Source organism: Candidatus Acidiferrales bacterium, from assembly GCA_036514995.1.
Lineage (GTDB): Bacteria > Acidobacteriota > Terriglobia > Acidiferrales > DATBWB01 > DATBWB01.
The window spans coordinates 1-26,130 of the sequence record DATBWB010000028.1 but is presented as its reverse complement, the minus strand read 5'-3'; the positions used below and the strand labels follow the sequence as shown (position 1 = coordinate 26,130).

General features: G+C 61.0%; 27 protein-coding genes and 3 tRNA genes. 19 read left to right on the top strand and 11 right to left on the bottom strand.

The window, feature by feature from the left end; all coding sequences use genetic code 11:
- Positions 1–27: 27 nt before the first annotated feature.
- The 17 genes from VIH17_02285 to rlmB all read left to right on the top strand — a co-directional run bounded on the left by VIH17_02285 (position 28) and on the right by rlmB (position 15,729).
- Positions 28–621: an MXAN_5187 C-terminal domain-containing protein gene (locus tag VIH17_02285; protein HEY4682059.1), complete on the top strand. Its 594-nt coding sequence runs from the start codon at positions 28–30 to the stop codon at positions 619–621.
- Between the two features lie 482 nt (positions 622–1,103).
- Positions 1,104–2,669 (top strand): bifunctional phosphoribosylaminoimidazolecarboxamide formyltransferase/IMP cyclohydrolase, encoded by a 1,566-nt coding sequence (gene purH, locus VIH17_02280; GenBank protein ID HEY4682058.1) that lies wholly within the window; start codon positions 1,104–1,106, stop codon positions 2,667–2,669.
- A gap of 195 nt (positions 2,670–2,864) precedes the next feature.
- Positions 2,865–4,973: a tetratricopeptide repeat protein gene (locus VIH17_02275; GenBank protein ID HEY4682057.1), complete on the top strand. Its 2,109-nt coding sequence runs from the start codon at positions 2,865–2,867 to the stop codon at positions 4,971–4,973.
- Between the two features lie 38 nt (positions 4,974–5,011).
- Positions 5,012–5,941, top strand: coding sequence for a 4-(cytidine 5'-diphospho)-2-C-methyl-D-erythritol kinase (gene ispE / locus VIH17_02270; protein HEY4682056.1), 930 nt, complete (start codon positions 5,012–5,014; stop codon positions 5,939–5,941).
- Between the two features lie 6 nt (positions 5,942–5,947).
- Positions 5,948–6,021, top strand: a tRNA-Gln gene (locus VIH17_02265).
- Positions 6,022–6,116: 95 nt separating this feature from the next.
- Positions 6,117–7,061: a ribose-phosphate pyrophosphokinase gene (locus tag VIH17_02260; protein HEY4682055.1), complete on the top strand. Its 945-nt coding sequence runs from the start codon at positions 6,117–6,119 to the stop codon at positions 7,059–7,061.
- A gap of 112 nt (positions 7,062–7,173) precedes the next feature.
- The gene (locus tag VIH17_02255; GenBank protein ID HEY4682054.1) at positions 7,174–7,893 is read left to right on the top strand and encodes a 50S ribosomal protein L25; all 720 of its coding nucleotides are present in this window, start codon (positions 7,174–7,176) and stop codon (positions 7,891–7,893) included.
- Between the two features lie 6 nt (positions 7,894–7,899).
- Entirely contained in the window at positions 7,900–8,481 is a 582-nt protein-coding gene (gene pth / locus VIH17_02250) for an aminoacyl-tRNA hydrolase (GenBank protein ID HEY4682053.1), read from the top strand.
- 24 nt (positions 8,482–8,505) lie between these two features.
- The gene (gene rpsF, locus VIH17_02245; GenBank protein ID HEY4682052.1) at positions 8,506–8,922 is read left to right on the top strand and encodes a 30S ribosomal protein S6; all 417 of its coding nucleotides are present in this window, start codon (positions 8,506–8,508) and stop codon (positions 8,920–8,922) included.
- Between the two features lie 12 nt (positions 8,923–8,934).
- On the top strand, positions 8,935–9,264 hold the full coding sequence (rpsR, locus tag VIH17_02240; GenBank protein ID HEY4682051.1) for a 30S ribosomal protein S18: 330 nt from the start codon (positions 8,935–8,937) through the stop codon (positions 9,262–9,264).
- 52 nt (positions 9,265–9,316) lie between these two features.
- Entirely contained in the window at positions 9,317–9,763 is a 447-nt protein-coding gene (rplI, locus tag VIH17_02235) for a 50S ribosomal protein L9 (GenBank protein ID HEY4682050.1), read from the top strand.
- 236 nt (positions 9,764–9,999) lie between these two features.
- The gene (gene dnaB, locus VIH17_02230) at positions 10,000–11,364 is read left to right on the top strand and encodes a replicative DNA helicase (protein HEY4682049.1); all 1,365 of its coding nucleotides are present in this window, start codon (positions 10,000–10,002) and stop codon (positions 11,362–11,364) included.
- Positions 11,365–11,906: 542 nt separating this feature from the next.
- A complete protein-coding gene (locus tag VIH17_02225) occupies positions 11,907–13,031 on the top strand; it encodes a PIN domain-containing protein (GenBank protein HEY4682048.1) in 1,125 nt (374 codons plus the stop codon).
- A gap of 20 nt (positions 13,032–13,051) precedes the next feature.
- Entirely contained in the window at positions 13,052–13,780 is a 729-nt protein-coding gene (gene ispD, locus VIH17_02220) for a 2-C-methyl-D-erythritol 4-phosphate cytidylyltransferase (GenBank protein ID HEY4682047.1), read from the top strand.
- Positions 13,777–14,313: a 2-C-methyl-D-erythritol 2,4-cyclodiphosphate synthase gene (ispF, locus tag VIH17_02215; protein HEY4682046.1), complete on the top strand. Its 537-nt coding sequence runs from the start codon at positions 13,777–13,779 to the stop codon at positions 14,311–14,313. Before ispD ends, ispF begins: the two co-directional genes overlap by 4 nt.
- Positions 14,314–14,410: 97 nt before the next feature.
- A complete protein-coding gene (locus tag VIH17_02210; GenBank protein ID HEY4682045.1) occupies positions 14,411–14,965 on the top strand; it encodes a hypothetical protein in 555 nt (184 codons plus the stop codon).
- A gap of 2 nt (positions 14,966–14,967) precedes the next feature.
- Entirely contained in the window at positions 14,968–15,729 is a 762-nt protein-coding gene (gene rlmB / locus VIH17_02205; protein ID HEY4682044.1) for a 23S rRNA (guanosine(2251)-2'-O)-methyltransferase RlmB, read from the top strand.
- A 205-nt stretch (positions 15,730–15,934) separates the two neighbouring features.
- On the opposite strand, the gene VIH17_02200 is transcribed toward rlmB, so the two are convergent.
- The 6 genes from VIH17_02200 to VIH17_02175 all read right to left on the bottom strand — a co-directional run bounded on the left by VIH17_02200 (position 15,935) and on the right by VIH17_02175 (position 21,061).
- Positions 15,935–16,483, bottom strand: coding sequence for a hypothetical protein (locus VIH17_02200; GenBank protein HEY4682043.1), 549 nt, complete (start codon positions 16,481–16,483; stop codon positions 15,935–15,937).
- A gap of 8 nt (positions 16,484–16,491) precedes the next feature.
- Positions 16,492–17,013, bottom strand: coding sequence for an adenine phosphoribosyltransferase (locus VIH17_02195; protein ID HEY4682042.1), 522 nt, complete (start codon positions 17,011–17,013; stop codon positions 16,492–16,494).
- Positions 17,014–17,304 (bottom strand): acylphosphatase, encoded by a 291-nt coding sequence (locus VIH17_02190; GenBank protein ID HEY4682041.1) that lies wholly within the window; start codon positions 17,302–17,304, stop codon positions 17,014–17,016.
- 70 nt (positions 17,305–17,374) lie between these two features.
- A tRNA-Pro gene (locus VIH17_02185) sits at positions 17,375–17,453 on the bottom strand.
- 699 nt (positions 17,454–18,152) lie between these two features.
- On the bottom strand, positions 18,153–18,488 hold the full coding sequence (locus tag VIH17_02180; GenBank protein ID HEY4682040.1) for a hypothetical protein: 336 nt from the start codon (positions 18,486–18,488) through the stop codon (positions 18,153–18,155).
- A 17-nt stretch (positions 18,489–18,505) separates the two neighbouring features.
- Complete coding sequence (locus VIH17_02175; GenBank protein ID HEY4682039.1) at positions 18,506–21,061, bottom strand: tetratricopeptide repeat protein; 2,556 nt, start codon at positions 21,059–21,061, stop codon at positions 18,506–18,508.
- Between the two features lie 231 nt (positions 21,062–21,292).
- Here VIH17_02175 and VIH17_02170 point away from each other — a divergent pair, with 231 nt between their 5' ends.
- A complete protein-coding gene (locus VIH17_02170; GenBank protein ID HEY4682038.1) occupies positions 21,293–21,661 on the top strand; it encodes a carboxymuconolactone decarboxylase family protein in 369 nt (122 codons plus the stop codon).
- A gap of 15 nt (positions 21,662–21,676) precedes the next feature.
- Positions 21,677–21,823, top strand: a complete 147-nt coding sequence (locus VIH17_02165) for a hypothetical protein (protein ID HEY4682037.1) — start codon at positions 21,677–21,679, stop codon at positions 21,821–21,823.
- A 40-nt stretch (positions 21,824–21,863) separates the two neighbouring features.
- On the opposite strand, the gene VIH17_02160 is transcribed toward VIH17_02165, so the two are convergent.
- From VIH17_02160 to VIH17_02140, 5 genes are all read right to left on the bottom strand, one after another.
- Positions 21,864–23,093: an inner membrane CreD family protein gene (locus VIH17_02160; protein HEY4682036.1), complete on the bottom strand. Its 1,230-nt coding sequence runs from the start codon at positions 23,091–23,093 to the stop codon at positions 21,864–21,866.
- 112 nt (positions 23,094–23,205) lie between these two features.
- Positions 23,206–24,129 (bottom strand): 4Fe-4S binding protein, encoded by a 924-nt coding sequence (locus VIH17_02155; protein ID HEY4682035.1) that lies wholly within the window; start codon positions 24,127–24,129, stop codon positions 23,206–23,208.
- A 135-nt stretch (positions 24,130–24,264) separates the two neighbouring features.
- Positions 24,265–24,342 (bottom strand) — tRNA-Pro (locus tag VIH17_02150).
- Positions 24,343–24,477: 135 nt separating this feature from the next.
- Complete coding sequence (gene surE, locus VIH17_02145) at positions 24,478–25,275, bottom strand: 5'/3'-nucleotidase SurE (protein ID HEY4682034.1); 798 nt, start codon at positions 25,273–25,275, stop codon at positions 24,478–24,480.
- A gap of 227 nt (positions 25,276–25,502) precedes the next feature.
- The gene (locus tag VIH17_02140) at positions 25,503–25,862 is read right to left on the bottom strand and encodes a MerR family transcriptional regulator (protein ID HEY4682033.1); all 360 of its coding nucleotides are present in this window, start codon (positions 25,860–25,862) and stop codon (positions 25,503–25,505) included.
- Positions 25,863–26,130: the final 268 nt, after the last annotated feature.

Sequence of the window (26,130 nt, the reverse complement as noted above, 5' to 3'; positions counted from 1 at the left end):
TTTTCCTGCCTTCCTCCCGGGAGCCGCATGGCAACCATCGACGAGGACCTTTTCCAACTTGAAAAAGAGCTTCGCCGCTTGAAGATTGAGTACGAGGTGTACTTCAACGGCGGGTCGCCGCGACCGCCCTCAGACACGCAATGGCGCGTCGAGCAACTCATCAAAAGATACCTCGACCAGTCCGAGATGAAATACAGGCAGCGCTTCCGCTACAACAACCTGGCGGCAACCTTCGCCAAGCAGTGGACGGTTTGGCGGCAGAAGCTCAAGCAGCGCGAGGAAGGCCGCGCCCCCCATCACTACGGCGCGACGGCCAGGGCGCTGGAAGCCGATCGCGCCGCCCGCGCTGCCGCCGCCCGGAAGGCTCTTGACGATACGACCGTCAGCGTGGTCTGTCGCGACCCAAAGCATGAAACGGACAAGGTAGAACGGCTCTACCACGCCATGCTGGCCGCCCGGGAAAAGCTTGGCGAGAGCGGCCGCCACACGACTCTCGACCAGTTCCGCGAATTTCTGGCACACAAGGCCGGTGATCTGAAAAAGCAAGGCGTTCAGCGAGTCGAATTCAGCGTAACCATCGAAGACAACAAAGTCCGCCTCAAGGCCAAAGGCAAGAACTGAGACTCGAACGACCCGTCGCTTTTGCCATCCTCCCCATTCCACTCCGGCGGCACAACCGGCCACGAACATCTCCCTTCTTGACTTGCCGTGGCGAGCCTTGTCTGGATCATCGCCTGCCATACCGTCTTGATCGACTGGTTTGTCCGCACCATCCCATCCTAGTGCCATTCCCACTGTCCACGGGCAGGAGTCTGGTCCGGCCGGGCCGGCCGTAGGCAACGGTTGTCAACAGTTCCTGGCCGCGTGTATCAACGTGTCCCAGCTGGACTGTCGGGCTTTGAGACCGACTCGCCGCGGCGGGAATGCCCGGGAAGATTTCGTGAACGGGAGCACCCCAGCGCCACTTTGAAGAGGGTCTCCTCGACATTTATTTATTGCCCCGGCAGGAAGGCTTGGCGGGGGCGCCGGCTGTCAGTAGAATGGGTCGCTTTTTGAGTCGGCCCGGCTTGACGGGGCGGCCAAGCTTGTTGAGGGGGTTGGTGATGACAGCGGTTGAGCGAGCCTTGCTGAGTGTTTTCGATAAGAGCGGGCTGGTGTCCTTCGCGCACGGTCTGGCAGCGCTCGGCATCGAACTCATTTCTACCGGCGGGACGGCCGAGCTTTTGCGCCAGAGCAACCTACCGGTGCGCGAGGTTGCCGAAGTGACCGGCTATGCGGAGATGCTCGGCGGGCGAGTCAAGACGCTTCACCCGCGCATCCATGGCGGCATCCTGGGCCGGCGGAGCGACCCCATCCATCGGCGCGAGATGGCCAACCACGGGATCCCCCGCATCGACCTGGTCGTGGTCAATCTTTACCCCTTTGAGACCGTCGCCGGCCAGCCAGGCGTGACAGTAGAGGAGTTGCTGGAAAACGTGGACATCGGCGGGCCGGCGATGGTGCGTTCAGCGGGAAAAAACTTTTTCGATGTCGCCGTTGTCACCGACCCGGCTGACTATGCTTCGGTGCTCGAGGAGCTGGGCAAAAGCGAGCGCTCGCTCTCCCTGGCCACGCGCCTGCATTTGGCCAAGAAGGCGTTTGCGCTCACGGCGCACTACGACGGGGCGATTGCGATGACGCTCGAGCGTCTTCGGGCAAACGAGTCGGTCAAGCTTGCTGAACCGCCCGTCCATCTCCCGAGGCTGTTCTTCGACTTCGAATTGCGCCATAGCTTGCGCTATGGTGAAAACCCTCACCAGCAGGCAGCCTTTTATGTGCTCAGGGGAGGGGTTCATGGTTTTGCCGGAGCCAGGCAGCTTCACGGCAAGGAGCTTTCTTATAACAACCTGCTCGATCTCGATGCCGCCTGGAATCTTGTCGAAGAATTCTCTCTACCCGCGGCCGTCATCATCAAGCACACCAACCCTTGCGGAGCGTCCGAGCAGGCGACGCTCGCGGAAGCTTACCGGAAGGCTTACGAATGCGATCCAGTGTCCGCTTTTGGTTCGGTGCTCGGTTTCAATCACGCGGTTGACCGGATGACAGCCGAAGAAATCGGCAAGACTTTCGTCGAAGCGGTAATCGCGCCCGGCTACCACCCGGAAGCATTGGCCCATTTGCAGACAAAGAAAAACATGCGGCTGATGGAGATGCCGCGGGAGAAGGCCGCCGATTGCCGGCAGATCCGCAGCATCCGCGGCGGCGTTCTCATTCAGGAAGCCGACCGCCAGACGCTCCCGGAAAGCGAGTGGAAGGTGGTTACCCGGCGTCCGCCGACGCCCGCGGAAGGGGAGGACTTGCGCTTTGCCTGGATTGTCTCGAAGCACGTCAAATCGAACGCTATCGTCTTCGCCCGCTCCCACCAGGTGGCCGGCGTGGGCGCCGGACAGATGAGCCGCGTGGACTCAGTCAAGCTGGCAGTGGCAAAGGCAGGCCTCCCGCTTGGCGGGACTGTGGTTGCCTCCGACGCTTTTTTCCCGTTCCCCGACGGCGTCGAAGAAGCAGCCAAGGCTGGCGCGACCGCGGTGATCCAGCCCGGCGGGTCGGTGCGCGATTCCGAGGTAATCGGGACTGCCGATCGCCTTGGCCTGGCCATGGTCTTCACCGGCATGCGCCACTTTCGGCATTGATTCGATTTCTTCGTGGAAGCTCCTATCCGTCAGGCGATACGTTCCGGGCGTGATCACAAGAGGAACGGATTCTCGAAAGAGGTGTTCGCGCGCCTCGCTGAGGGCGTTGGCTCTTGTCGCACGCAGCTTTGACGGAAATCGTTTCCTGTATGATAATAGGAAGTTCAGGAGCGGCGCTAGGAACAGGATGGGTGCATGAACAATCGGTTCTGGCGAGGCCGGCTGGCGTGGGCCATGCTGGCCATTTTTATCTGGCTGCCGCTCGCCTCGGCGCAGGACGACGACCCCGCGCCTTTGAGAGAGCTTCCCCCGGCCACGAGCTACACGCAGCCTGACCCGGCCAAGCGCGCCGAGGCCTACTACCACTTTACGCTCGCCCACGTTTACGAAGAGCTCTACGAGATTACCAATCAGTCTGCCTACGCCACCCAGGCCATCGAGGAGTACAAGAAGGCACTCGCGCTCGATCCCGGCGCCCCCAGCATTGCGGTCAGGCTGGCGGACATCTATGCCCGCTCGCAACGTATCCGCGATGCCGTCCTCGAAGCGCAGGAGATCCTGAAGCGGGATCCGGACAATCTTGCCGCCCACAAGCTGCTGGCCCGGATTTATGTCCGCACCCTGGGCAACACCGAGGCCGGCTCGGCCTCGCCCGAAACACTGCGTCGCGCCATTGAGCAATATGAGGCGATCGTGCGGATCGATGGCGACGATCGCGACGCCATGATCTCCCTCGCCCGCCTCTACGGCCTCTCCAACCAGACGGAGAAGGCCGAGGCCATCCTCAAGAAGGTGCTGGGCCTCGATCCGACTTCAGAGCAGGCCTTGCAGCAACTCTCCGCCATCTATATCGAGCAGAAAAGATATGACGATGCCGTCAAGCTATTGAAAGAGGCCGCGCCACAGGCTGATTCCCCGCTGATCTATGCCGCGCTCGGCCGTGCCTACGAGCAGATGAAAGATACCGCGCGGGCAGTGGAGGCTTTCGAAAAAGCGATCGAGGCCGATCCGGCAAACGCCGAATACCGGCGCAGCCTCGGCCAGCTCTATCTGGAGGAAGAAAAGTTGGATCTTGCCCTCGCCCAATATCAGGCGGCCTTGAAGGTTGAGCCGGAAGATCCGCAAGCCTATTTGCGGCTTTCGCAGATCTATCGCGCTCAGAAAAAATTTGACCTGGCGGCGAGCGCGCTCCAGCAAGCAAAGACTCTGGCGCCCGACAGCCTGGAGGTGCTTTATAACGAAGCTTCGCTGGAGGAGGATCAAGGCCAATTTGAGAAGGCCATTCTCAGGTTGACGGAACTGGTCGCCTCCGAACGGAACCGGGTGCAGCGCGGGGGCGGCGGCAAGGATCGGCTGGTGTTGTTGCTCGAGCGCCTGGGGTTTCTCTATCGCCAGGTGGAAGATTACGCCACGGCGATCCATACCTTTCGTGAGGCGGTGGCGATCGCGGAAGGGGAAGAGGCGGTCCGCGCCCGGAACTTGCTGGCCGACACGCTGCGCCTGGATCGCCAGATTGACCAGGCCGTTGCCGAGGCTCAAGCTGCCGCCGCAAAATTTTCCGATAACCGCGCCACCGCCATCATGGTGGGAACGCTTTTGGGCGAGCGCGGCGACACCGACCAGGCCGTGGCCGAGCTCAGGAAGCTTCTCAAAGGCGATGCCACCGACCGCGAGATTCATCTCTCCATGGGCCAGGTGCTGGAACGCGGGAAGCGCTACGCCGAAGCTGAGGAGGCAGTGCGGGCGGCAGAAAAGCTCGCTGCCAAGCCTCAAGATCAGGAATACGTCTTCTTCCTTCTCGGCGCCATCTACGAGCGATCAAAAAAATATGACCTCGCCGAAGAAAGTTTCAAGAAGGTTCTGGCTATCAATTCCAAGAGCGCCGGCACTCTCAATTACCTGGGTTATTCCTGGGCCGATCGAGGCGTTCGGCTCCAGGAAGCGCTCAGCCTGATCCAGAAAGCAGTCGAGCTCGAGCCTTTCAACGGCGCCTACCTCGACAGCCTCGGTTGGGTCTATTTTCGTCTGCACCGGCTGGATCTGGCCGAAGAATATCTGCGGAGGGCAGCGGCGCGCATCAGCCGCGACCCAACCATCCACGTGCATCTCGGCGACGTCTATTTCAAGACCGGGCGCATGGAGCTGGCTCAGCGCGAGTGGGAGCGCGCCACCGAGGAGTGGCGGCGGTCGCTCAGGCCGGATTTCGATGCTGAGGAGTACGCCCGGACCGACAAGAAATTGACCGATCTCAAACATTTGCTGGCCAAGAAACGGCAAGTGGATGTGAAGAAGAAGCCCGATTGATTCTTTCGCCGCCATCCGTTCCCCAGGAATCTTGATTCATGCCATCGCTACGCATGCCGGCGTTTGCCAAGATCAACTTGGGCGTGCGTGTGCTCGGCCGGCGGCCGGACGGCTACCACGAGCTGCGCACCGTTTACCAAACCATCGGCCTCCACGACCGGTTGACCGTGGAGCTTCACCCGCGCGGCTCGAAGATCGAGGTGCAAGCGGATGACACCCTGCTGCCCACCGGGCCGGAAAATCTGGTGTACCGGGCGGCCGAATTGTTTCTGCGCGAGACCCGTATCCGGACGGGCGTGCGCATCTACGTGGAAAAAAACATTCCCGTTGGCCGCGGTCTGGGTGGCGGTTCAAGCGACGCGGCGGTGACCTTGCTGGCGCTGGGCAGGCTCACCGGCCGGCGTCTGGCGGGCAAGGCATGGCTGGCGATGGCGGCCGAGCTTGGTTCCGATGTCGGCTTTTTTCTTTTGGGTGGACGGGCGCTGGGGATTGGCCGCGGCGAAGAAGTCTTTCCGCTGCCCGACCTGCTGCCCACTCCCTGCCTGATTGTGTCGCCGGATCTTTCTATTCCGACCGCTGAGGCGTATCGCTGGCTGAGTTTGCGATTGACTTCAAGAGCAGCCGCTCCTATTATATTGAGCTTTTGCGCAGGCTGTTGGAAGGCTCCCTCTCCAGCAGGATGGATTTCCGAAGACGTCCAGAACGATTTTGAGCCCGTTGTCTTTGCCCGCCACCCGCAACTTGCTACAATCAAGAGGCAGTTGGAACGGCAGGGAGCGCAGGTGGCGGCGTTGACCGGAAGCGGTTCGGCGTTGTTCGCACTGTTTGCCAGCAGAGAAAAGGCTCAAAAGGCGGCGCGGGCCACTCAGAGGGCTCAGGCCCTGGTCACCCAAACCGTAACCCGCGCCCAATACTGGCGAAGGCTCGGCATCCCGCGCGAGCAACTCGCCGCGGCGAGCGCCAGATGACTTTTCTGGGGCGTCGTCCAATGGTAGGACGCCTGCCTTTGGAGCAGGTAATCTAGGTTCGAATCCTAGCGCCCCAGCCAGGATGTCCTTGCTGCGCCCCGGGCAAGCGCTTCTTGGGCCACGCCGGCGACAGCACCGGTGGCTCGGGGACATTGCAAAAGGGAGAGACCGGCTCATGCCGGGCAATCAGCTAAAGATTTTTTCGGGGTCGGCCAACCGGCCCTTGGCGGAAGAGATTGCCAGCTTCCTTGGGGTGACACTCGGGGAGATTGAGATCACCCGTTTTAGCGACGGTGAGATCTACCCGCAGATTCAAGAGAACGTTCGCGGCGCCGACGTGTTCGTGATCCAGCCGACGTGCCATCCGGTGGACCGGAATCTGGTCGAGCTCTTGCTGATGCTGGACGCTTTCAAGCGAGCTTCCGCGTCGCGCATTACGGCGGTGCTGCCGTACTACGGCTATGCCCGGCAGGATCGGAAAGACAAACCGCGCGTGCCCATTTCCGCCAAGCTGGTGGCCGACCTGATCACCACCGCCGGAGCGACGCGGGCGCTCTTTCTTGACTTGCACGCGCCGCAGATCCAGGGATACTTCAATATCCCGGTGGACCACCTCTTTGCCTCGCCGGTGTTGCTTGATTATTTTCGGGCCAAGAGCCTGCCCGACCTGACGATTGTTTCCCCCGATGCCGGCGGGGTGGAGCGGGCGCGTTTCTTTGCCAAGCAGATGGACTCGGCCTTGGCCATTGTGGACAAGCGGCGCGTGGATATGGACGTGAGCGAGGTGATGCACGTCATCGGCGAAATCGAGGGCCGAAGCGCGCTGGTCATTGACGACATCGTGGATACCGCCGGCACGCTCGTGAAGACGGCCCGTGCCCTCAAGGAGCAGGGTGCCGCCCGGGTGCTGGCGGGCTGCACCCATGCCGTCCTGTCAGGCCCGGCGATTGAGCGCATTCGCGGTTCCTGTCTTGAAGAAGTGGTGGTGACGAACTCGGTGCCCCTCAAGTCGGAGGCCAAGGGCTGCGACCGGCTGGCGGTGTTGAGCGTCGCCAGCTTGCTGGCTCGCGGCATCCGCTCCATCCACGAGGAGACGTCCATCAGCCAGCTTTTCCTCTAACCGTCCACCCCGGCCAGGGATGGGGGCGGGAGACGAGCCGATGTCGAGCCCTTGCCGCCTGCCGGAACGACGGGATCGCGTAGCGCGCTCGGGAGAGTTTGGGAGAACGCCTATGGAACAGATAGTGGTGGAAGCAACCCTGAGAAAAGATTTCGGGAAGAGCGCATCGCGCCGGACACGCCGGCGTGGAGCGATTCCAGCCATCGTTTATGGCGCGAGGAACAAGCCGGTTCCGGTCGAAGTGAATCCGCGCCGGGTGTTGGAGATTCTCCATTCGCCCTCGGGCTACAACACGATCTTTACCCTGAACATCGCCGGGGAGGGCAAGGCCAACGTGATGCTCAAGGATTGGCAATTGGATCCGGTGCGCGAAACCCTGCTCCACGTGGATCTCATCCGCGTCGCCCTGACGGAGAAACTGCGCGTGAAGATTCCGGTCATGCTCGTAGGGGAGGCGAAAGGAGTCAAGGTGCAGGGCGGCGTGCTCGAACAGGTGACGCGGGAAGTGGAAGTCGAGTGCTTGCCCGCCGATATCCCGGATCACTTGAGCGCCGATGTCAGCGAATTGATGATCGGGAAACAGCTTCGCGTGGGTGAACTGGTGGTCGAGGCGAAGGTCAAAGTGTTGACCGACCGCGACCGGGTGATCGCTCACGTCGTCTCGATCAAGGAAGAGGTGGTGGCGGCGCCGGAAGTGGTGGTGGAAGCTGCGCCGGCCGAGCCGGAAGTCATCAAGAAAGGCAAAGCGGCCGCCGAGGAAGAAGAGGTTGTCCCGACAGGTCGGGAAGCCGAAGCGGAAACTCCAGCCAGGAAAGAGAAGGAAAAGAAGTAGCCTTCCGTGCGAGTGATTGTTGGATTGGGGAATCCGGGGAGCCAATACCAGTTCACGCCGCACAACCTGGGGTTTCTGGTGATTGACCGCCTGTCGGAACGGGCCGGGGTGCGGGTGACGCGGCCGGAAGCGATCTCGCTGGTGGCGGTGGCGCGGGTGGCTGGAGAAGAAGTGGTGCTGGCCAAGCCGCAGACCTATATGAACGCAAGCGGCATGGCGGTGCGGGCCCTGCTCGAGAAGCGGGAAGAGACGCCCGAGTCGCTGGTGGTCATCGCCGACGACGTGGCGCTGCCGTGGGGCATGATTCGCCTCCGCGAACGCGGCCGGTCGGGCGGGCACAACGGCCTGGAGTCCGTCATCGGCGCGATGGGCACGGGAGAGTTCTGCCGGGTGCGCCTGGGGATTCAGCCCGAGCATCCGGTCAGTGACGTCGCCGCGTACGTGCTCGCGCCGATGCGCAAGGCTCAGCTCGCGGTGGCCGCCGAAGCGGTGGATCGAGCCGCCGAGGCGGTAGCCATGATTTTGAAAGAGGGCATGAAGCGCGCCATGACGCGCTTCAACCAGAAAGTGTCCCCGTCGAGGCAATAATAGAATCGGGGCAACGAGGAAAGCATGAGAATCTACGAACTGCTTTTTGTTTGCCGGCCGGACACGCCCGAAGAGGAGATTGACAAGATCGTGGCGCAGCTTGGCGAAGCGGCTGCCGCCATGAACGGGCGAGTGGACAAGGCGGAGAAGTGGGGCAAGCGGCGGCTGGCCTATCGCATTGCCCGGCACCGCGAAGGGTCCTACGTCCTGCTCGTGGTTCACGGTCAAAAGGGAGAAATGGTAAAGGAGCTCGAGCGGCGGCTGAAGGTGACCGACGCGGTGATCAAGTACCTCAGTATCCGCGTGGACGAAGAGTGGAAGCGGATGGAGAAGATGCGCCAACGCCGCGAAAAGCGAGCGGCGCGCCGCCCACGCCGGACTCCGGCGGCTGCGCCGGGCGGGGCGCCGGCCGCGGCGGGCGAAACCACAACCACAACCTAGAAGGAGATCATCATGGCGAACGAGGGACAGGCATCAGGCTCAGCCCCGCGCGAGGATCGCGGACGTCGCGAGGGAGGCCGCGAGGGCCGCGGCCCGGGCGGTCGCAAGGGCGGCGGCAAGCGCCAGTTCTTCCGCAAACGGAAGTTTTGCAAATTCTGCGCCGAAAAAATGGACCACATCGACTACAAGGATACCCGGCTGCTTTCTCAGTTTGTGCAGGAGCGCGGCAAAATTCTTCCTCGGCGGCTGACGGGAACCTGTTCGCCGCACCAGCGCCGGCTGACGGAAGCGATCCAGCGCGCCCGCAATATCGCCCTCCTGCCGTTCGGAGGCTTTCGCTAGAATCTGCTGGTCCTGTCATGGAGACGACACACCCAAGCTTTTGAGGTCGCCTATGGATGTGATTCTGGAACAGGACGTGGAGAAGCTCGGCACGCGCGGCCAGGTAGTGGTGGTGGCCGATGGCTATGCCCGAAATTATCTTTTTCCTCGCAAGCTGGCGGTGCCGGCCACGCCAGCCAACCGCAAGCGCCTGGAACAATTGCGATCGGTCATGGTCCGTCAGGAAGCGAAAGAAAAGTCAGACGCTGAGTTGCTGGCGAAGCAGTTGACGGGCCTCTCCTTGACGCTCGTGCGCAAGGCCGGGGAGACCGACCAGCTTTTCGGGTCGGTCACGGCGATGGACGTGGCGGAGGCGCTCGCCACCAAGGGCTTTCAGGTGGACAAGCGAAAAATTATCCTGGACGACCCGATCAAGGTGTTGGGCGAGTTCGATATTCCCCTGCGGCTTCACCGCGAGGTAAGCGTCAACATACACCTCCACCTCAAGCGCGAGGAGTAGCCGGTCTTCAGGCATCGCTCCCTCCAGGCGGTCTCCGCCTTGGCCCTCGATTTCCACAGCCGTGCACAGATATTTTTTCTTTTCCACCGGATTCTCACAGCGGAACGGAGTTTTTTGTTTGCCAAGCGGACGTAGCCGGGTTAAATTGGGGATTGCCTCCGGGCGAAAATAAAGCGAAAATAGACTGGCCCTGATGGGATCAGGGCTAGGCGTCTCCAGACCCGGAGCCCCTTCCCATGCCCACTGACGTTATCCTAGAAAAGAGCCTGCCCCACAACCTGGACGCCGAACGATGCGTGCTTGGCGCCGTCTTGCTCGACAACGCCGCTTTGAACGCGGCCATCGAGCTGCTCAAGCCCGAAGATTTTTTTCTCGACACACACCGCCGCATTTTCGATAGAATGCTGCGTCTGTCAGAAGGGTCCCGGGCCATAGATTTGGTCACGGTAACAGAGGAGCTGGGCCGCTCCGGGGAACTGGAGGCCTCGGGCGGCCCGGCTTATCTGTCTTCGCTCATCGACGGCGTCCCCCGCGTCAGCAACATCGAGCACTACGCCCGCATCGTCAAAGAAAAGGCCATCCTGCGCGGGCTGATCCACGCCTCCAACAACATCATCCTGGAAGCTATGGACGGCGAAGGGGGCGCGGAAGAAATTCTCGACCGCGCCGAAGCCACCATCTTCAAGATCGCTGAAGACCGCATCAAGGCCGGGCTGCTCGGCATCAAAGAGATTGTCAAATCGAGTTTTCAAACGATTGATCGCCTGTATGAACGAGGCCAGCGCATCACCGGCCTCTCGACCGGTTATAAAGACCTGGATGACCTGACGAGCGGCCTGCAACGCGGCGACTTGGTTGTCGTGGCGGGGCGGCCCTCGATGGGTAAGACCGCGTTTGCCCTTTCCGTGGCTCAGAAAGTCGCTCTCCAGCAAGGCCTGACGGTCGGCATCTTCAGCCTGGAAATGGCCAAGGAACAGTTGCTGCTCCGGCTGCTCTGTTCCGAGGCGCAGGTGGATTCGCACAAGATGCGCGGCGGCTACCTGGGCAAAGAGGACTGGGGCAAACTGACGATTGGGCTCGGCCGGTTGGCCGAAGCGCCCATCTACATTGATGACACGCCTTCCGTCACCGTCATGGAGATGGGAGCCAAGGCGCGGCGGCTCAAAGCGGAGCGCGGCCTGGCCCTCTTGATTGTAGATTACATGCAACTGGTTTCCGGCCGTGGTCGCTTTGAAAATCGAACCCAGGAAATCTCTTCCATCTCCCGCGGCCTGAAAGCCCTGGCCAAGGAACTGGACCTTCCGGTGATGGCTATTTCCCAGCTCAGCCGCGCCCCGGAAATGCGTGGCCGCGACCATCGCCCGCAGCTTTCCGACCTCCGCGAGTCCGGTTCCATCGAACAGGACGCCGACGTCGTTCTGTTCGTTTTCCGCGAAGCGTTGTACAACCGCGACGCCACTCCCGAGGAGAGAGCGAAAACGGAATTGATCATCGGTAAGCAGCGCAACGGCCCGATCGGCAAGGTGGAGTTCATCTTCCTCGATCGTTTTACCCACTTTGAACTCGCCAGCCCCACCGGGGCAGGGGAGGAACCCTTCTAGCGCCCTTCCGATCCATTTCTCCTCCTATCGGATTTTCGGGTTTCTAACCCGACAAGCCTATGGGGATGAATTCCGATACTCCTATCAACGAGCCTTACCTTGTATCCGTCTCCGCGAGTCACTGGGTTTGGGAGAAGTGAGCGGGAACGGCACTCGTTACTGCCGCAAGACCGGCCCCCAAAGGGGGCCGAACGCTCGGAGGTGCTGTTCCCTTCGCAGGCACAAACCGCCTGCCAACACTTCAGGTCTCCTCCCAATCCCGAAGCCTCGGGACGGAATGCGAGTTGAAGGGGCTAAGCGGCGGGTGCTATACTCCACCCCGTTCATATGGGGACACCTTGTTCATACCTCCCCGAGAGGGGGCCCTTCCTATGGAATCAGAAAAGCGTCCTGCTTCGCCCAAGAGTTTTGCCCCTAGAACCCGTACCGAGCCCCGCCCTGCTGCGGGGTCGCAACCCTTAGCTCCCGAACCTCCGCCGCTCGAACCGACCGGCGCAGCCCGGTGGGATCTGCTATTTGTTCGGGCCATCTTTGTGGCGGTCATGACGGTGGCAGCGGTTTACTTTCACCCCTTCAACCTGCCCCGCCGCATCGCCGGGATCGTGGGCGCGCTCTTTGCCGTGTCTATCATCCTGTTTGAGATGCGGCTGAAGCGGGCCAGCCTGAAGCGGCTGATTGGCGCGGCGGTAGGGTCCATTCTGGGCATCGTTGGCGCCTTCTTGATGAGCCTGGTGCTTTCCCGCACCAATTTGGAGCAACAGACGCTTTCTTTCTTCCAGGTCACGCTCCTGCTGTTGATGACCTATGTCGGCCTCATTGTCGGCGCGAACAAGGGCGACTTGCTCAACCTTTCGGCGATGGGTGGCCTTTTCGGAGTGGAACGAGGGCCCAAGCGGGCGTACAAGATTTTGGACACCAGCGTGATCATTGACGGCCGCATTGCCGACGTTTGCGAGACGGGTTTCGTGGATGGCATTCTCCTGATCCCAAATTTTGTTCTTCAGGAATTACAACTCATCGCCGATTCGGCGGATTCGCTCAAGCGCAATCGCGGCCGGCGCGGACTGGACATCCTGCAGCGCATCCAGAAGCTCACCCACGTCCAGGTGCAGATCCTGGAAGAGGATTTTCCGCACCTCCGCGACGTGGATCGCAAACTCATCGAGCTGGGGAAGCGCTACGAAGCCAAGGTGGTGACCAACGACTTCAACCTGAACAAAGTGGCTCAGCTCCAGGGTGTCGAGGTGCTGAACATCAACGAGCTGGCGAACTCCTTGAAGCCCATCGTGCTGCCGGGCGAGACCATGCGCGTCTTCATCCTGAAGGAGGGAAAGGAATACAACCAGGGCGTTGCCTACCTGGACGACGGCACGATGGTGGTGGTGGACAATGCTCGCCGCATGATTTCCAAGACCATAGACATCTCCGTCACGTCGGTCTTGCAAACCACCGCCGGCAAGATGATCTTTGGTCGCTACGAGGAGTCACGAGAGCTTCGCGGCGAACGGCAAGCGCACGACCACGCCAGGACGGGGCACCATGCTCCGCACGTCGCCGCCGCTCCTGCCCCGCCGCCGGCGCCCTCGGCCGGGCAGCCTTCTCCGTCGAGCCCCGCCAACGGCGTGGCTGAACCTTCGGCCCGTCGGGGCAACGAGACGAACGAATAACGGCGCATTCGGAAACCAGCATGAAGGTTGCTGCCATCATTCCCGCGGCCGGCTTCGGCACCCGCATGGGTACTGAACTGCCCAAACAGTTCCTGGAACTGGACGGCGTGCCGATCGTGGTGCGCACGGTGCGGCGCATCGCCGAGTGCCCTTCGGTCACGGAAATCCTGGTTGCCACGCGGCCGGAGGAAGTCAAGCCGCTTGACGAACGCTTTCGACAGGAAAAACTGGGCAAGCCGTTTTGCGTGGTGAGCGGCGGCGGGCACCGGCAGGATTCGGTCTGGAATGCGTTCCAGAAGCTGGCGCCGGATACCGAAGTGGTGGTGGTGCACGACGCGGTGCGGCCGTTTGTCGAGGTCGAGCAGGTCGAGCGCGTCATCGCCGAAGCGCGTAACCGCGGCGCGGCCATCCTGGGCATTCCGGCGATGGATACGATCAAGCAGGTTACCCATAGCGGTATGCCGGAAGGCCTGGCGCAGATTGCGACGACGATTCCCCGCGAGTTAATTGTCCAGGCGCAAACCCCGCAAGCCTTTCGTTACACGCTGCTGAAAGAGGCTTTCGAGCGTGCTGTTGCCGACGGCTTTTATGCTTCCGATGAGGCGGGCCTTATCGAGCGGCTCGGGCAAAATGTCTTCGTGGTAATGGGTTCCGACCGGAATATCAAGATCACCAAGCCGCGCGACTTGGAATTGGCGAACTATATCCTGCGCGAGCGCGAAGCCCGCGGCTCGGGAGCGCAGCGGTGAGAATCGGAATAGGATATGACCTGCATCGTTTAGCCGCGGGGCGCAAACTCATCCTGGGCGGGATGGAGATCCCTTTTGACAAAGGCCTGGCCGGGCACTCGGACGGCGATGCGGTGGCGCACGCGATTTGTGATGCCCTGCTCGGCGCTGCCGGGCTCGGCGACATTGGCCAACATTTTCCCAACGACGACCCACGCTGGAAAGATGCCTCGAGCCTCCGCTTCCTCGAACATACCCGCGATTTGGTGGACAAACTCGGCTACGAGATCGGCTACATTGACGGCGTGGTGATGGCCGAGCAGCCCAGGCTTGGCCGCTACTTCGGCGCCATGCGCCAGACGCTGGCCCGGGCACTCGCCATTCCTGCCGAACGCATCAACCTGAAAGCCAAGACCGGCGAAGGCATCGGTGAAATCGGCCGGGGCGAGGCCATGGCGGTGCAGGCGGTGGCGTTACTCGAAGCAAGGAAGCAGAGAAGCAGGAAGGCAAGAAAGCAGAGAACATCGCGCAAGCCCGCGCAACCCCGTCGTTGATCCTCATTCGTCAATCGTCCATCTTTTACAGCCAGAGCCTTGCCGGCGGCATCCGGGTCTGATACCCGCAGCAATCCCGGCGTACAATGCTTCCGGCATGATGGGCGAGACGGACACGAAGCACCCGGAAAAGAAGGCCAACCCGGCAGCCGAAATCTTCGAAGAGGCGGTCGGTTTTTTCCGGCGGTCGGGATTTTTGCCGGCTGAAATCCCTGGCGAGGCGCGCGGCTGGCTCGAGACGCTCGTGACGGCCTATCTTCCCGATCCCGAAAATGTCGCTGAATTGCCCGACCGGGTCCGCGCCATTTTCTGCTACGACGCGGCTGCCGCGCTCGCCCGAGTGGACATCCAGGAAGTGGTAACGAGGCAACGCGCCCGGCCGGTGATCCGCGAATTCGCTCACCTGATATTGAATGAAGCCGCGCCCGATGAAGCGCGCTTCGAACAAATGCTCGGCGCGATTCGCGCCAGGACGCATTGTACCGGGCGCGACTTGATGCTGCCGATTCGCATTGTGCTCACCGGACAGTTCCGGGGACCGGAGCTCAGGAAACTTCCGCCTTTGATCGAGGAGGGAAGCCGATTGGACCTGCCGGCGCGAATCAAGAGCTGCCGCGAGCGGGTCCTCGAATTCTGCGGAGCGCTGGGGTGACCATGGCGATTCTCTATGGGGTGAACGCGGTCCGGGAAGCGCTCGAAAGCGGCCAGGCGATTGAGCGCGTGGCCATCGCGCGCGGGCGGCACGGCCAACGCGTGCCGGCGATCGTGGCAGCATGCCGCCGGCAGAACATTCCGGTGCGGTTTGTGGCGCGCGAGGAGCTCGATCGCCTCGCCGGCGACGCTCGCCATCAGGGAGTGGTTGCCTTGACCGCGGCGCAAAGCTATCGCAGCCTGGAAGAGCTTCTGGCGAGCGCGAAAAAGCCGGGGCTGCTGGTGGCGCTCGACGGGGTGGAAGACCCGCGCAACCTCGGCGCTATCCTTCGCGCCGCCCATTGCGCGGGCGCGGATGGCGTGGTGATTCCGGAGCGGCGGGCGGCGGGTCTGAGCGATACGGTGGCCAAGACTTCCGCCGGGGCCACTGCCTATTTGCCCGTCGCGCGAGCAACGAACCTGGCCCGTGCCCTCGAAGAGTTAAAAGAAGCCGGTTACTGGATTATCGGACTGGACGAGAGGGCCGAGCAGAGCTACGACCAGGCGGACCTCAAGGATTCCGTTGTCCTCGTGCTGGGCGGCGAAGGTTGCGGGCTACACGAGTTGATCCGCAAGAAATGCGATTTCCTCGTTTCGATTCCTACCTTCGGCAAAATTTCGTCGCTCAATGTTTCGGTGGCGGCGGGAATTATCCTCTACGAAGTCGTCCGCCAACGAAAAATGCGACCGCAGATGCGCGGGGTTTCCCCTGAAGAGCCTGTGTGAAGAGAAGCGGATTTCAGGAGGGCGGGGCTTCAGAGTTTATATGAAAACTCGCGTATCTGGTCAGGGCACGCCGCAGGAACTGGAGGGTACCGAGCCCCCAGGCTTGTCCTGAGCGGAGTCGAAGGGCACCTGCCTGGGGGGCGAAGAAAGAACCCGGTAGCTGGTGCCACCGGGCTCGGCGGGGATGGCTCCTCACACAAACTCTTCATTCCTTCCGCTTGGAGGCTGGCGGCGGGAGGAAAGATTCGACGGAGCGCACGAACTCGGCGCGAAAATCCTGGTAGAAGCCTTCGGGCGCCGAATAAATCATTTCATAGCAAGTCCGGAAGACGCGTTTCTCGCCCTCTGTTTCCTCACCCTGGAAAAGTAAGATGTGCAGCGTGCGAAAAGCGCCGCGGGCCGTTTCCGTGACATATTCGAGCTGAAAGCCCTCCAGTCCGGCGCGCAGGATGGAAGTTCGGGCAAAGATGCTCCCGGCCGGCTTGCGGGCTATGATTTCAGCGAGCTGTTCACGGGGCGTCAGGCGGCGCGGGTTGCCCAGCGGACGGATGATAAACGTTATCTTTGGCTTGTCCTTGACCGCGCCGCTCGTCGCCAGGCGATCCTCGCTGACCGACCAGCCCGGCGGGACATAGACCTGATAGCCAAAGTTTGCCGACCGATAGAGAGCTTGCTTGGTTGTTTCGCCCAGAAGAAAACCGATTGCCAGAAGGGAGGCGCAAGCAATCGCCAGGCCGGAGAAGACACGCTTCATCGCTTGCCTCACCTGTCATATTGGATGAGTGAGAAAACATCGAGGCCGGAGAGCTTGGAACGCCCCTGGAGAAAGTTCAGTTCTACGGCAAAGGCCACGCCGACCACTTCCGCGCCGAGCGAACGGACGAGCTCGACGGTGGCCGAGGCTGTCCCCCCGGTGGCGAGCAGATCGTCGCAGACGAGCACGCGCTCGCCCGGCTGAATCGCATCCTTGTGGATTTCGAGCGAGTCCTCGCCATACTCGAGCTGATAGGTCACCCGGGCCGTTCTCCACGGCAACTTCTTGGGCTTGCGCACCGGAACAAATCCGGCGCCGAGACGATAGGCAAGCGCCGGAGCAAAGATGAATCCTCGCGCCTCAATCCCCGCCACCACTGCCACTCCCTTTTCCTGGTAGTGCGCGGAGAGAGCATCAATCAGTCTTCGAAAGCCGTCGGGATCCTTCAGCAGGGTGGTGATGTCGTAGAAGACAATTCCCGGCTTGGGCCAGTCGGGAACTTCGCGGATCAGTCTCTTGAGATCGTTCATCTACCAGAAGTCTCCTTCGACGGAGAACGAGCGGGCATAGCGCGCCTGGACGTGGGCCTCGTGCTCTTCCACTTCGTTGACGCGGGCCGACCGCGGGCCGATTTCCAGCACTTGCCGCAATTCCTCGAGCTTTGCCGGGGCACCGATCGCATAGACTTCCACGCGGCCGTCCGGAAGGTTCTTGACGTAACCGCAAACACCGAGTTGCTCGGCGCGGCGTTGAGCGAAATAGCGAAAACCCACTCCCTGGACGATGCCGCGAATCACGTACCGACGAGCAACCTCGTCCATAGCCCGAGAGTCCCCATCCATCCTTTCAGGAATTGTAGCAGGAGTAAGCCAGGAAAAGGGATCAGGAAGATGGTCGGGCCGGAGAGATTTGAACTCTCGACCTCCTGCACCCCAAGCAGGCGCGCTAAACCAGGCTGCGCTACGGCCCGACGCCATCCCATTCTAGCATAGCGATCAGGATTCAGGTTGAAGGGAGGCGATCGACCTTCCCGACGAGTCGGGACGCGCTGAGCCAAGCTCACTACAGCCCGACGCACCCCATTCTAGCACGGGATCAGCTTCACGCCCAATTCGGGAGGCGTGCGATTGCTTCGACCTTTCGGACTCCTCTGCCTTTTGACATGGGAGGCGCTGCATCTACCTATGGGGACTACACTGTTCGCTGGAAAGTACACAACACGGCCGGCCCGAGCTCCGCATCAGTTCAGTCCTGGGTCCGGGTCGTCACCTAACTGGTTCTCCAACAGTCGATTCGCCTCCAAACAACTTACGTCCACGAGGGGCGGGATCCGCTGGTGGCTCTCCTGCCCGTGATGCGGGCGAAAGGTGGCAAAGCCCTATCCTGCCGCCGGGCCGAGCCACAACGACCCCAAGTGCTGGTTTTTCAGTGGGCTTATTTCGGGCACTGAGAGACCGGAAAGTTGTTTCTCGAACGTTTCAGACACTCCTGCTCACCTGCGACCCGATTTTGCTCCGGCCGTGCTTTGCTCCCTTCCGTACTTGATTTCCCCGCTCGCGATTCCTTTTCGCGCAAGAAGATCCTCCCCAGAGAGGACCCAGCATACACACTCCCGCGCAGCACAATTGGAGCGTCTGATTGGCTTCCCCAACCCACGGGCCCACTAGGTTTACGGGTCGACCTTGCCGCCGGGATCGAGCTTCTTTCCTCCAACCCTCACCGTGTACTTGTAGACCTTCTCCTCCCCGCTGGCTGGCACATCGCGCCGGACGAGGCCCGAGCAAGTTTCGCTCTCGGTGAAGTGCGATTCGTAGAACGGCGAGTTCTCTTTGCTGCCGAAGTCCACCGAGAAAGGTTGATCGCAGACCCAGACCACACATACATTCGGTTTTTTTCCCTTGCTGACTCGAAATATATCAGGCTCGCATCTGATGTCGCCCTTCGCATCGAGTGAAATTCTCACGATTTCTGGTTTGATTCCTAGAGCGAGCGATGGGGTGGCCATGTTCTTCCTCCTTTTCGTTAGGTCATTTTTCCCTGGAGCAATTCCTGAAAACGCGGATGGGAGCGTAGGTGGTCGAAGTCGGGAGTATCGCGCAGTTTTGTCGGCGACCAGCCCGCGGCCATCGCCTTCTCCAGCCACCCTAGCGCGGGTTTGATCTCCCCGAACTGGTTGTAAACGACCGCCGCCTTGAATCGCAGCTCCGGGTCGTCTGGCGCGACCCGTAGTCCGCGCTGGAGATATTGCAGCGCCATTTTTTTTTGGCCCAACATGGCGTGGCAAACGGCCAACACGCCGAGAGCAGACGTGTCCCGAGGATTCACATGCAATCGTGCCTCGGCGAGAGAAATGGCCTGGCGGTAAGCCCGCGCCGCCTGGGTACGACTTTCCCGGGCCCAGTAATACGCGTCGCCCAAGTTCCACCAGAACAAGTAATCTTGTTCATCGAGCTTCACGGCCTGCTCAAAGGCGCGGGCGGCTTCCTGAAATCGCCGCGAATAAAAGTAAGCGTTGCCCAGGTTCGAGTAGGCCGTAGCCGCCGGTCGGATGGCAAGCGAACGCTCCAATACCTCGATCGCCTCGGCATAACGTCCCTGTTCAACATGCACAGCCCCCAGATTGTAGTATCCGCGGAAGCTGTCGGGCACGAGCGCCACAACTTGGCGGAACATTTCCTCGGCTTCCTTGTACCGCGCCTGGTGATAATAAAACGCGCCCAGCCAGCTGTAGCCCGCCCAATAATGCGGGCGCAGCTCGATGGCCTGCCGGTAAGTGCGGTCTGCCTCGGCGGGTTTGCCAAGATTTTGGTAAGCAGCGCCCAGTGCTCGATAGGCGTCATCGTTCGTCGGTTCGAGCTTGATCGCCTGCTCGAACTCAGCGACAGCGCGTTCCGGATGCCCCGTGTTGTTCGCAATTGTTCCCAGGCAAATGTGCACTTGGGCGAGTGCCGGGTTGAGCTGCCGCGCTCGCTCACACGCCTGGCGCACCTGCTCGACCCACTGCGATTCTCTGCGCGCCTCGTACATTTTCCAGTAGGCCTCGCCAAGCCCGGCGTGCGCCAGCGCATAGTTCGGATCTAGGCTGAGCGCGCGCATGAAAACGCGGATGGCGTTCTCGATGTTTTCGATCTTGTCGTAGTTCAGGAGATAGCCGCGCCCCTGCAGGTAGTACTCTTGGGCGCCGGCGACGTGCGTGCCCGAGCCGCGCAGCATTTGCCGCTCCTGCGGCCGGAGCTCAAGAGCCAACATTTGCACGATGGCGACGACCACGCGGTCCTGCACCGCGAAGGGATCCGAGGCATCGGCGGTGATCGTCTCGGCGCGCAACTGCCGCAGCGTTGCTGTGTCCACCAGCACGCAATTGACACGAACCGTGTTCCCCGAGCGGTGCACGGTACCCTCAACCACGAGACTCGCCCCCAGCTCTTTTCGTGTTGTCCTGGCTGTCATCACCCCGCGTGCGCGAACTTCCCGCGTCGGCGCGATCTGCAACTGATGGGTGGCCGTGAGCTGCGTCAGCTTCGCCGTCAAGGTTTCGGTGATCCCGTTTGAATACGCCTGGTCTTCCGGGCCTCCTCCAATGGCTTCAAAAGGAAGCACCGCCAGATTTTTGGGCCCGGCCAGCGCAGGACGCGCCCACGGCAACCGATCACGCACCGCCGGGATCCACGCGGTCGCCGCGACCAGCGCGATTCCGAGAACCGCCGCAGCACCCCACCGCAGGGATTTCTTCTCCGCGGATCGAGAGACTTCTGGATAGCGGTCGATAGCATCCAGGTCGGCACGCACCTCGCGGAAATGAGCATAGCGCCGCGATGGCTCCTTTTCGAGCGACCGCTCCACCACCCGGCAAATCTTCTGCGGCACGTTCGGACTTGCGCGGCTGACGGGCTCGGGGTTCTTCTCGAGCAGGGCACGATGCACCTCGACGGCGCTCTCGCCGGCAAAGGGCATCCGGCCAGTCAAGGCGTGGTAGAGCACGCTGCCGAAGGAAAAAATATCGCTTCGTTGGTCAGCGGGCTGGCCGAGAGCTTGCTCGGGAGACATATAGGCAAGCGTGCCGACAATCCCGGTAGCGGTGGTTACCGTGGTGGCCCCCGAGCCGCTTTCCAGCAATTTGGCGACGCCAAAATCCAAAATCTTCGCCCGGCCATCCGGCATGACCATGATGTTGTCCGGTTTCAAGTCGCGGTGCACGATCCCGTGCTCATGCGCGGCTGCCATGGCCTCTGCCACCTGCCGAGCAATCTTCAGGCACTCCTGCCAGTCCAGTTCTTGGGCGGCGATCAGTTGCCCCAGCGTCGAGCCCGGGACGTATTCCATGGCGATAAAATAGTTCTCGCCCTCCTGGCCGATCTCATACACGGTGATGATATTGGGGTGGTTGAGGGCAGAAGCGGCGCGCGCTTCGCGGATAAATCGTTCGCGACGATCCTTGTCCTGGGCGACAGACTCCGGCAGGAATTTGATCGCCGCCGACCGGCCCAGCAGGGTGTCTTCTGCCCGATAGACCTCGCCCATGCCGCCGCTGCCGAGTCGCTCGAGTATTCGATAATGAGAAACGGTCGTGCCCACCATAGCAACCTCGAGCGGGCCGCTTGAATGGCAAGATGTAAAAAGGTATCTTGTTGGATACTAGACTCAAAAACGATTGAAGTCAACGACGGCGACCGCAGGGGGCATCGCACTCTTCATGCGGTGGCGCCCCGTGCAACTTCCCGGGGTCGGAGAGACTACCGATCGTCTCGCCCGAGTTGCCAACCGCCGCCTGCCTGCTTATAGTTTGAGATTCCACTTGGAGGAGAAAACATGCCAGGAAGTTCGGAAGGATCCGGAGGACTTGCCGATTTTCAGAAATTTCACGCCGAGATGAACGAGGAAATCCTGGGCTGCGGCCACCTGGGATTGAAGCGCTTTTTTGCGCTCGATCACCAGGCTTATGAAGCGGGCGCGCTCTCGCCCAAAATCAAAGAGTTGCTCGGCCTGGTGGCTTCCACGGTGCTGCGCTGCGACGATTGCATTACCTACCATCTGGTACGCTCCGCCGAAGAGGGCACGACCCGGCAAGAGATGATCGAAGCGCTGAACGTCGCCCTCATCGTGGGCGGCTCGATTACCATCCCGCACCTCCGCCGCGCCTTTGCTCGCATGCGCGAAATCCCGGCTCTTCAAACCTGAAGGCCAGCACGACACATGCGACTTGGTGGCGCGACCGGCTTCCCTATCGGCCGCAGCCTCTGCGTCAGCGTCTGCCCCATGGACACCCTTTCCTTTGAGAAACCCGCCGCCGGGCTTGTCCAGATTGCCCCGGCCCAGCCCGTCCATGCGGGTTCCAAGTAGCTACCGTCATCAGGTCTTCCAGCGTATGTTGGCTCCGCGCTCAGGCAGGTTTTCTGGCGAATTTCTCCGCCCAACTGATGCGGCCGGTCATCTGCATGACGACAAACAGTGTGATGATCGAGCCAATGGTGACGGCCAGACCCGTGTAGCCCTTGAGGAAAAACGTGTAAGAGAACAAGACCAGGTAAATGAGTTGCCCGAGGCCCGCTTCCACCAGCGCGAAACGCATGCCCGCCACCAGCCGCAGGTAGCTCACCACCAGAAAGATGGAAACGGCCGAACAAATCGCAAATGCCGCGTGGATCGAGAGGTGGTCCACCAAGTAGGCGAGCAACAGGTGGAATGCGAAAAACGCCGCGGCCAGGAAGAAATAGTTCATCGGATGCAGTTCAATGCCGCGCAGCGTCGTGATGATGAACATCAGGAAGAAGAAGAAAAAGAGCGAAATCGGAGCGAAGTAGCTGATTCGCCCGGCCAGCGGCCCGGGCTGCAGCTTTTCCGGCAATGTCATCCCGATCTGGAAGCCGGTGACCAGGTTCTTGTAAGTCCAGGTGAGTTCCCAGCCGTCCGGTGTTTCGCGCTTCTCCGAGGCCGAAAGCGTGTTCTCGGGGAAGTCGATCGCCTTGAAGTTCGTCTTCATCTTGAGCACGAAGTCACGCACCTCAGCCACTTCACCACCGAAGTCATAGCGCCAGCTCTGTAGTCCCTGCGAGCGGTAGGCCGCCTTCAGGACCACCGCTTTGCCGGCCGCCACCCGCGAGGTGACGCGGACGGCGGTCTTCTCGTTTGTGATGGGCATGGGCGAGTCATCGAGGCTCAGCGTCAAATCGTCGTAGATCGCTTGCGCCGTCGGGAAATTCAATGTGAAGGTGACCAACTGGTCTTGGTTGCTGGCGTTCCGGAAGGTATAAGCACCGGCGAAGGCAACCTTGTAAGTGCTGTACCAGAGCAGTCCCTTCCTGCGGTGTTCGAGGTCGAGCGCAACGTCAACGCGGCTGCTCTCAAGCGGTAGCGGCGTTACGATGCGCTCCTGGGTCTTGCGGACGATCTTCCTGTCCTCCTCAATGGTTTCGACCGTCTTCGGCACGGTTTGTTCGTAGGAAGCCGTCGAGGGCCCTTGTTTGTGCGGCGCTCCCCAGATGGACACCACCCGGCCCCTCAGTGCGGAGTCGGTCTCATACGTTCGGTAGAAAATGGTCGAGCCCAGGATGGCCCAGGCCACGGCGGTCATAACGAAGACAAAGGCGATGGCGACGATGCGCTTGACCATGGTGGTGGCGCTCCTCTCTTGGCGCGGCGCCTTGCGGCAGGACGCCATGATGGCAAGCAAACTTTTTCATGTCAAGTACTTTGTTCTGTAAAGCAAAACACACACGGAAACGCTAGGCCAGCACCCGCACGTCGAGGGGTATTCCTTTCTTCTCCTCGCGGACCAGCGTCATGGCATCGGTAGGACACTTTTCCACGCACACCCCGCAACCCATGCAGAGCTCCCAGCTCCTCGCGAGGCGCGTGTCGTCCGCGGAGAGGGCGCTGAAGGGACACGCGTCCACACAGGCGCCGCAAAGATTGCAAAGGTCTTGCTCCACGTCGGCGACGTAGCCCGAAGAGGCCATCATCGGGATGCCGTACTTCATCATGGCTTCAATGCCGCCACAGCAGCACTTGCAGCAGTTGCAGATAGCGTAGAAGCGATTCAGGAGCGCGTCTTTGAACCATGCGGAGTGTACGTGCCCGCGCTCGTGTTCGGCATGGAGGAGTACCAGTGCCTCCGCTTGGGTAAGCCGGCGGCTGCTTTGCGGATTGTGTTCCAGAATGAAGTCAACAAACGGCTGGCCGATCACCATGCACACCCGGGTTGGCTGGCAGTGCTCAGCCCGTGCATGTCGGCAGGCGCATTCGTAAACAGCCACGTCAGGCGGGCCCTTGAGGACTAAATTCCGTGCTGTCGGATAGGGGATAATCTGTTCCAGGTCTTGTAACGGAATGTCTTTTTTCGAGTCGATAATCGCCTCGGCGTGTTCCTGCGTAAGAACCTTGCCGTGATAGTGATCGGACAACCACCTTGCGCTTCGCGTACCCAGGCGGGTTGGAGTAAGAGGGGAGGACTGGATAAGCAGGTTGACATATTGGTTGGTCCATCGGCCGTAGACGTACCCATGCCACGCATTCAGCCCGAAACCGCCCTCACGCACCATGCGTCTGGTCGAACGGCGTAAGAGCCTCCAGCGCTCGCCGAAAAGCCATAGAGCCAAGACCACAACAAGCAATGCTCCAATAACAGCAAGAATAATGACCCCCAGCATTTGACAGCCTCCCGTTCAAGGGGAGTTCCCATAGGATAGTATTCCTGCGGCTCTCTCGGCTCAAGTCCCAAGAGACCAGGGAAATTGTCAAATCCAGGCCCATGCAGATCCGGTAGGAAAGCTATGAGAAGGAATTGGTCGGGGCGAGAGGATTTGAACCTCCGACCTCCTGGTCCCGAACCAGGCGCTCTAACCAAGCTGAGCCACGCCCCGACCGACCAAACCTTCTCCGGAAGTAGCTGCTTCCGGTTGAACCCCCGACCTTCCCGACTCGTCGGGACGCTCTAACTAGGCTGAGCCACGCCCCGACCGAAGGAAGTCCAGAAAAACCTATAGCAGAATTATGGGCTACTTGCTTTGGGCTGGCAAGTCCTGGCGGGCTGAGGATCGTTTGCTGCGCGGGCTCAGCTCCTCCACCCAGTGACTCAGGTGATTGAGCGCCGCCCTGTTCGTGCGGTCGAGATCGAGCGGGGTGATGGAAATGCTTCCGGCAAAGACAGCGGCGTAGTCGGTGCCGGGGGCGACGCGGTCGCGGTCCACCTCCTCGTGGAGCCAATAGTAGCGCCGCCCGCGCGGGTCGGTATTTTCGACCAGCAAATTCTTGATGATCTTGTTGGATTGCCGCGTGATTTCCACTCCGTTGTTCCACGGCTGCGGCACGTTGACGTTGAGCGTTACGCCCTTGGGCAGCTCCTCGGCCAGGATGCGCTTGGCCAGTTTGACGGCAAAGGCCGCCGCCGGCTCGAAGTCAAACTCGCCGTCCTTGTGCGCCACCGAAATCGCAAAGGAAGGGATTCCGTTCAGCGTTCCTTCCACGGCGGCCGCTACCGTTCCCGAGTAGTAAATATTCTCACCCATGTTGCCGCCGCGGTTAATCCCGCTCACGAGCAGGTCCGGCCGCGCCTTCATGATCTTGTTGAGCGCGAGGATCACAGAATCAGCCGGCGTGCCCTCGACCGCGTAGGTGCGCTCGGCGACACGCTCGAAGCGAATCGGCCGGCGAAGCGACAGCCCGTGGCTCTGCGCGCTCACCTCTTTGGTGGGCGCTACCACCGTCACCTGGCCGAGTTCGCTGAGCGCCTGCACCAGCGCCTTCAGTCCCGGAGACTGAACTCCGTCATCGTTGGTAACAAGAATCTGACGCATCCAACATTCCTCTCAAACCTTCGGGCTTCCCGAACCTTCGGGACGCTTCGGCGCGTTCTACTCCTTCCAAGTCTTACCCGCGGGGTCGTGGCATCCCGCTCTGCGGGACAGGGAAGGTCGGGTCGAGCAGCGGGCGCTTCGGCCAGCCCACCTTCAGCGGGGCGGGCAGAAAAAAAGCCGGGGCGCCAAGTGGGTCGCTGGACGCCCCGCCTTGGCAATAGAAGCTATCACCTTTTGGACAGCAGAGTCAAGATGGCGGCAAGTTCGTTGCGCAAGTAGTGAAGCAGCTCCTCTTGGCTGCCGGCGGCAGGTTTTTCAACGACCGGCCGGCGGCTGTCCGCCAGCGCTTTGCGGGCGCCGGCGATCGTGTAGCCTTCCTGATAGAGCAAGCGCTTGATTTCGAGCACGGTCTGGACGTCCTGGGGACGGTAGAGCCGCTGGCCCCGCTCGCTCTTGACCGGGGCCAGCTTCTTGAACTCCGTTTCCCAGTAGCGAAGGACATAGGGTTCGACGGCGGTCAACTGGCTCACCTCGCCGATTTTGAAGAAGGCTTTCCCCGCCGGAAGCGATCCGCCATTGCGACCCATGGTGGGCTTATCTTAGTCGCCCGGTCACTCAGGGTCAAGAAAGCGAACGCAAAGCTCTCCTGGAAGGGCGCACTGATCCTCAAATAAGACAACGGACTGGCTGGGTTGCAAACGACGCCGGTCGTTCTGCTCTCTGCCTATGTTCTGTAAATCAGCCCGGCGATTGCCCCTTCGATTCCATGTGCAATCACCTGGAAAATCGCGTCCGTGACAGCTAGGCCAACAGACAGATACGTCACGCTGTAGAACTGGTATAGGATACACACCA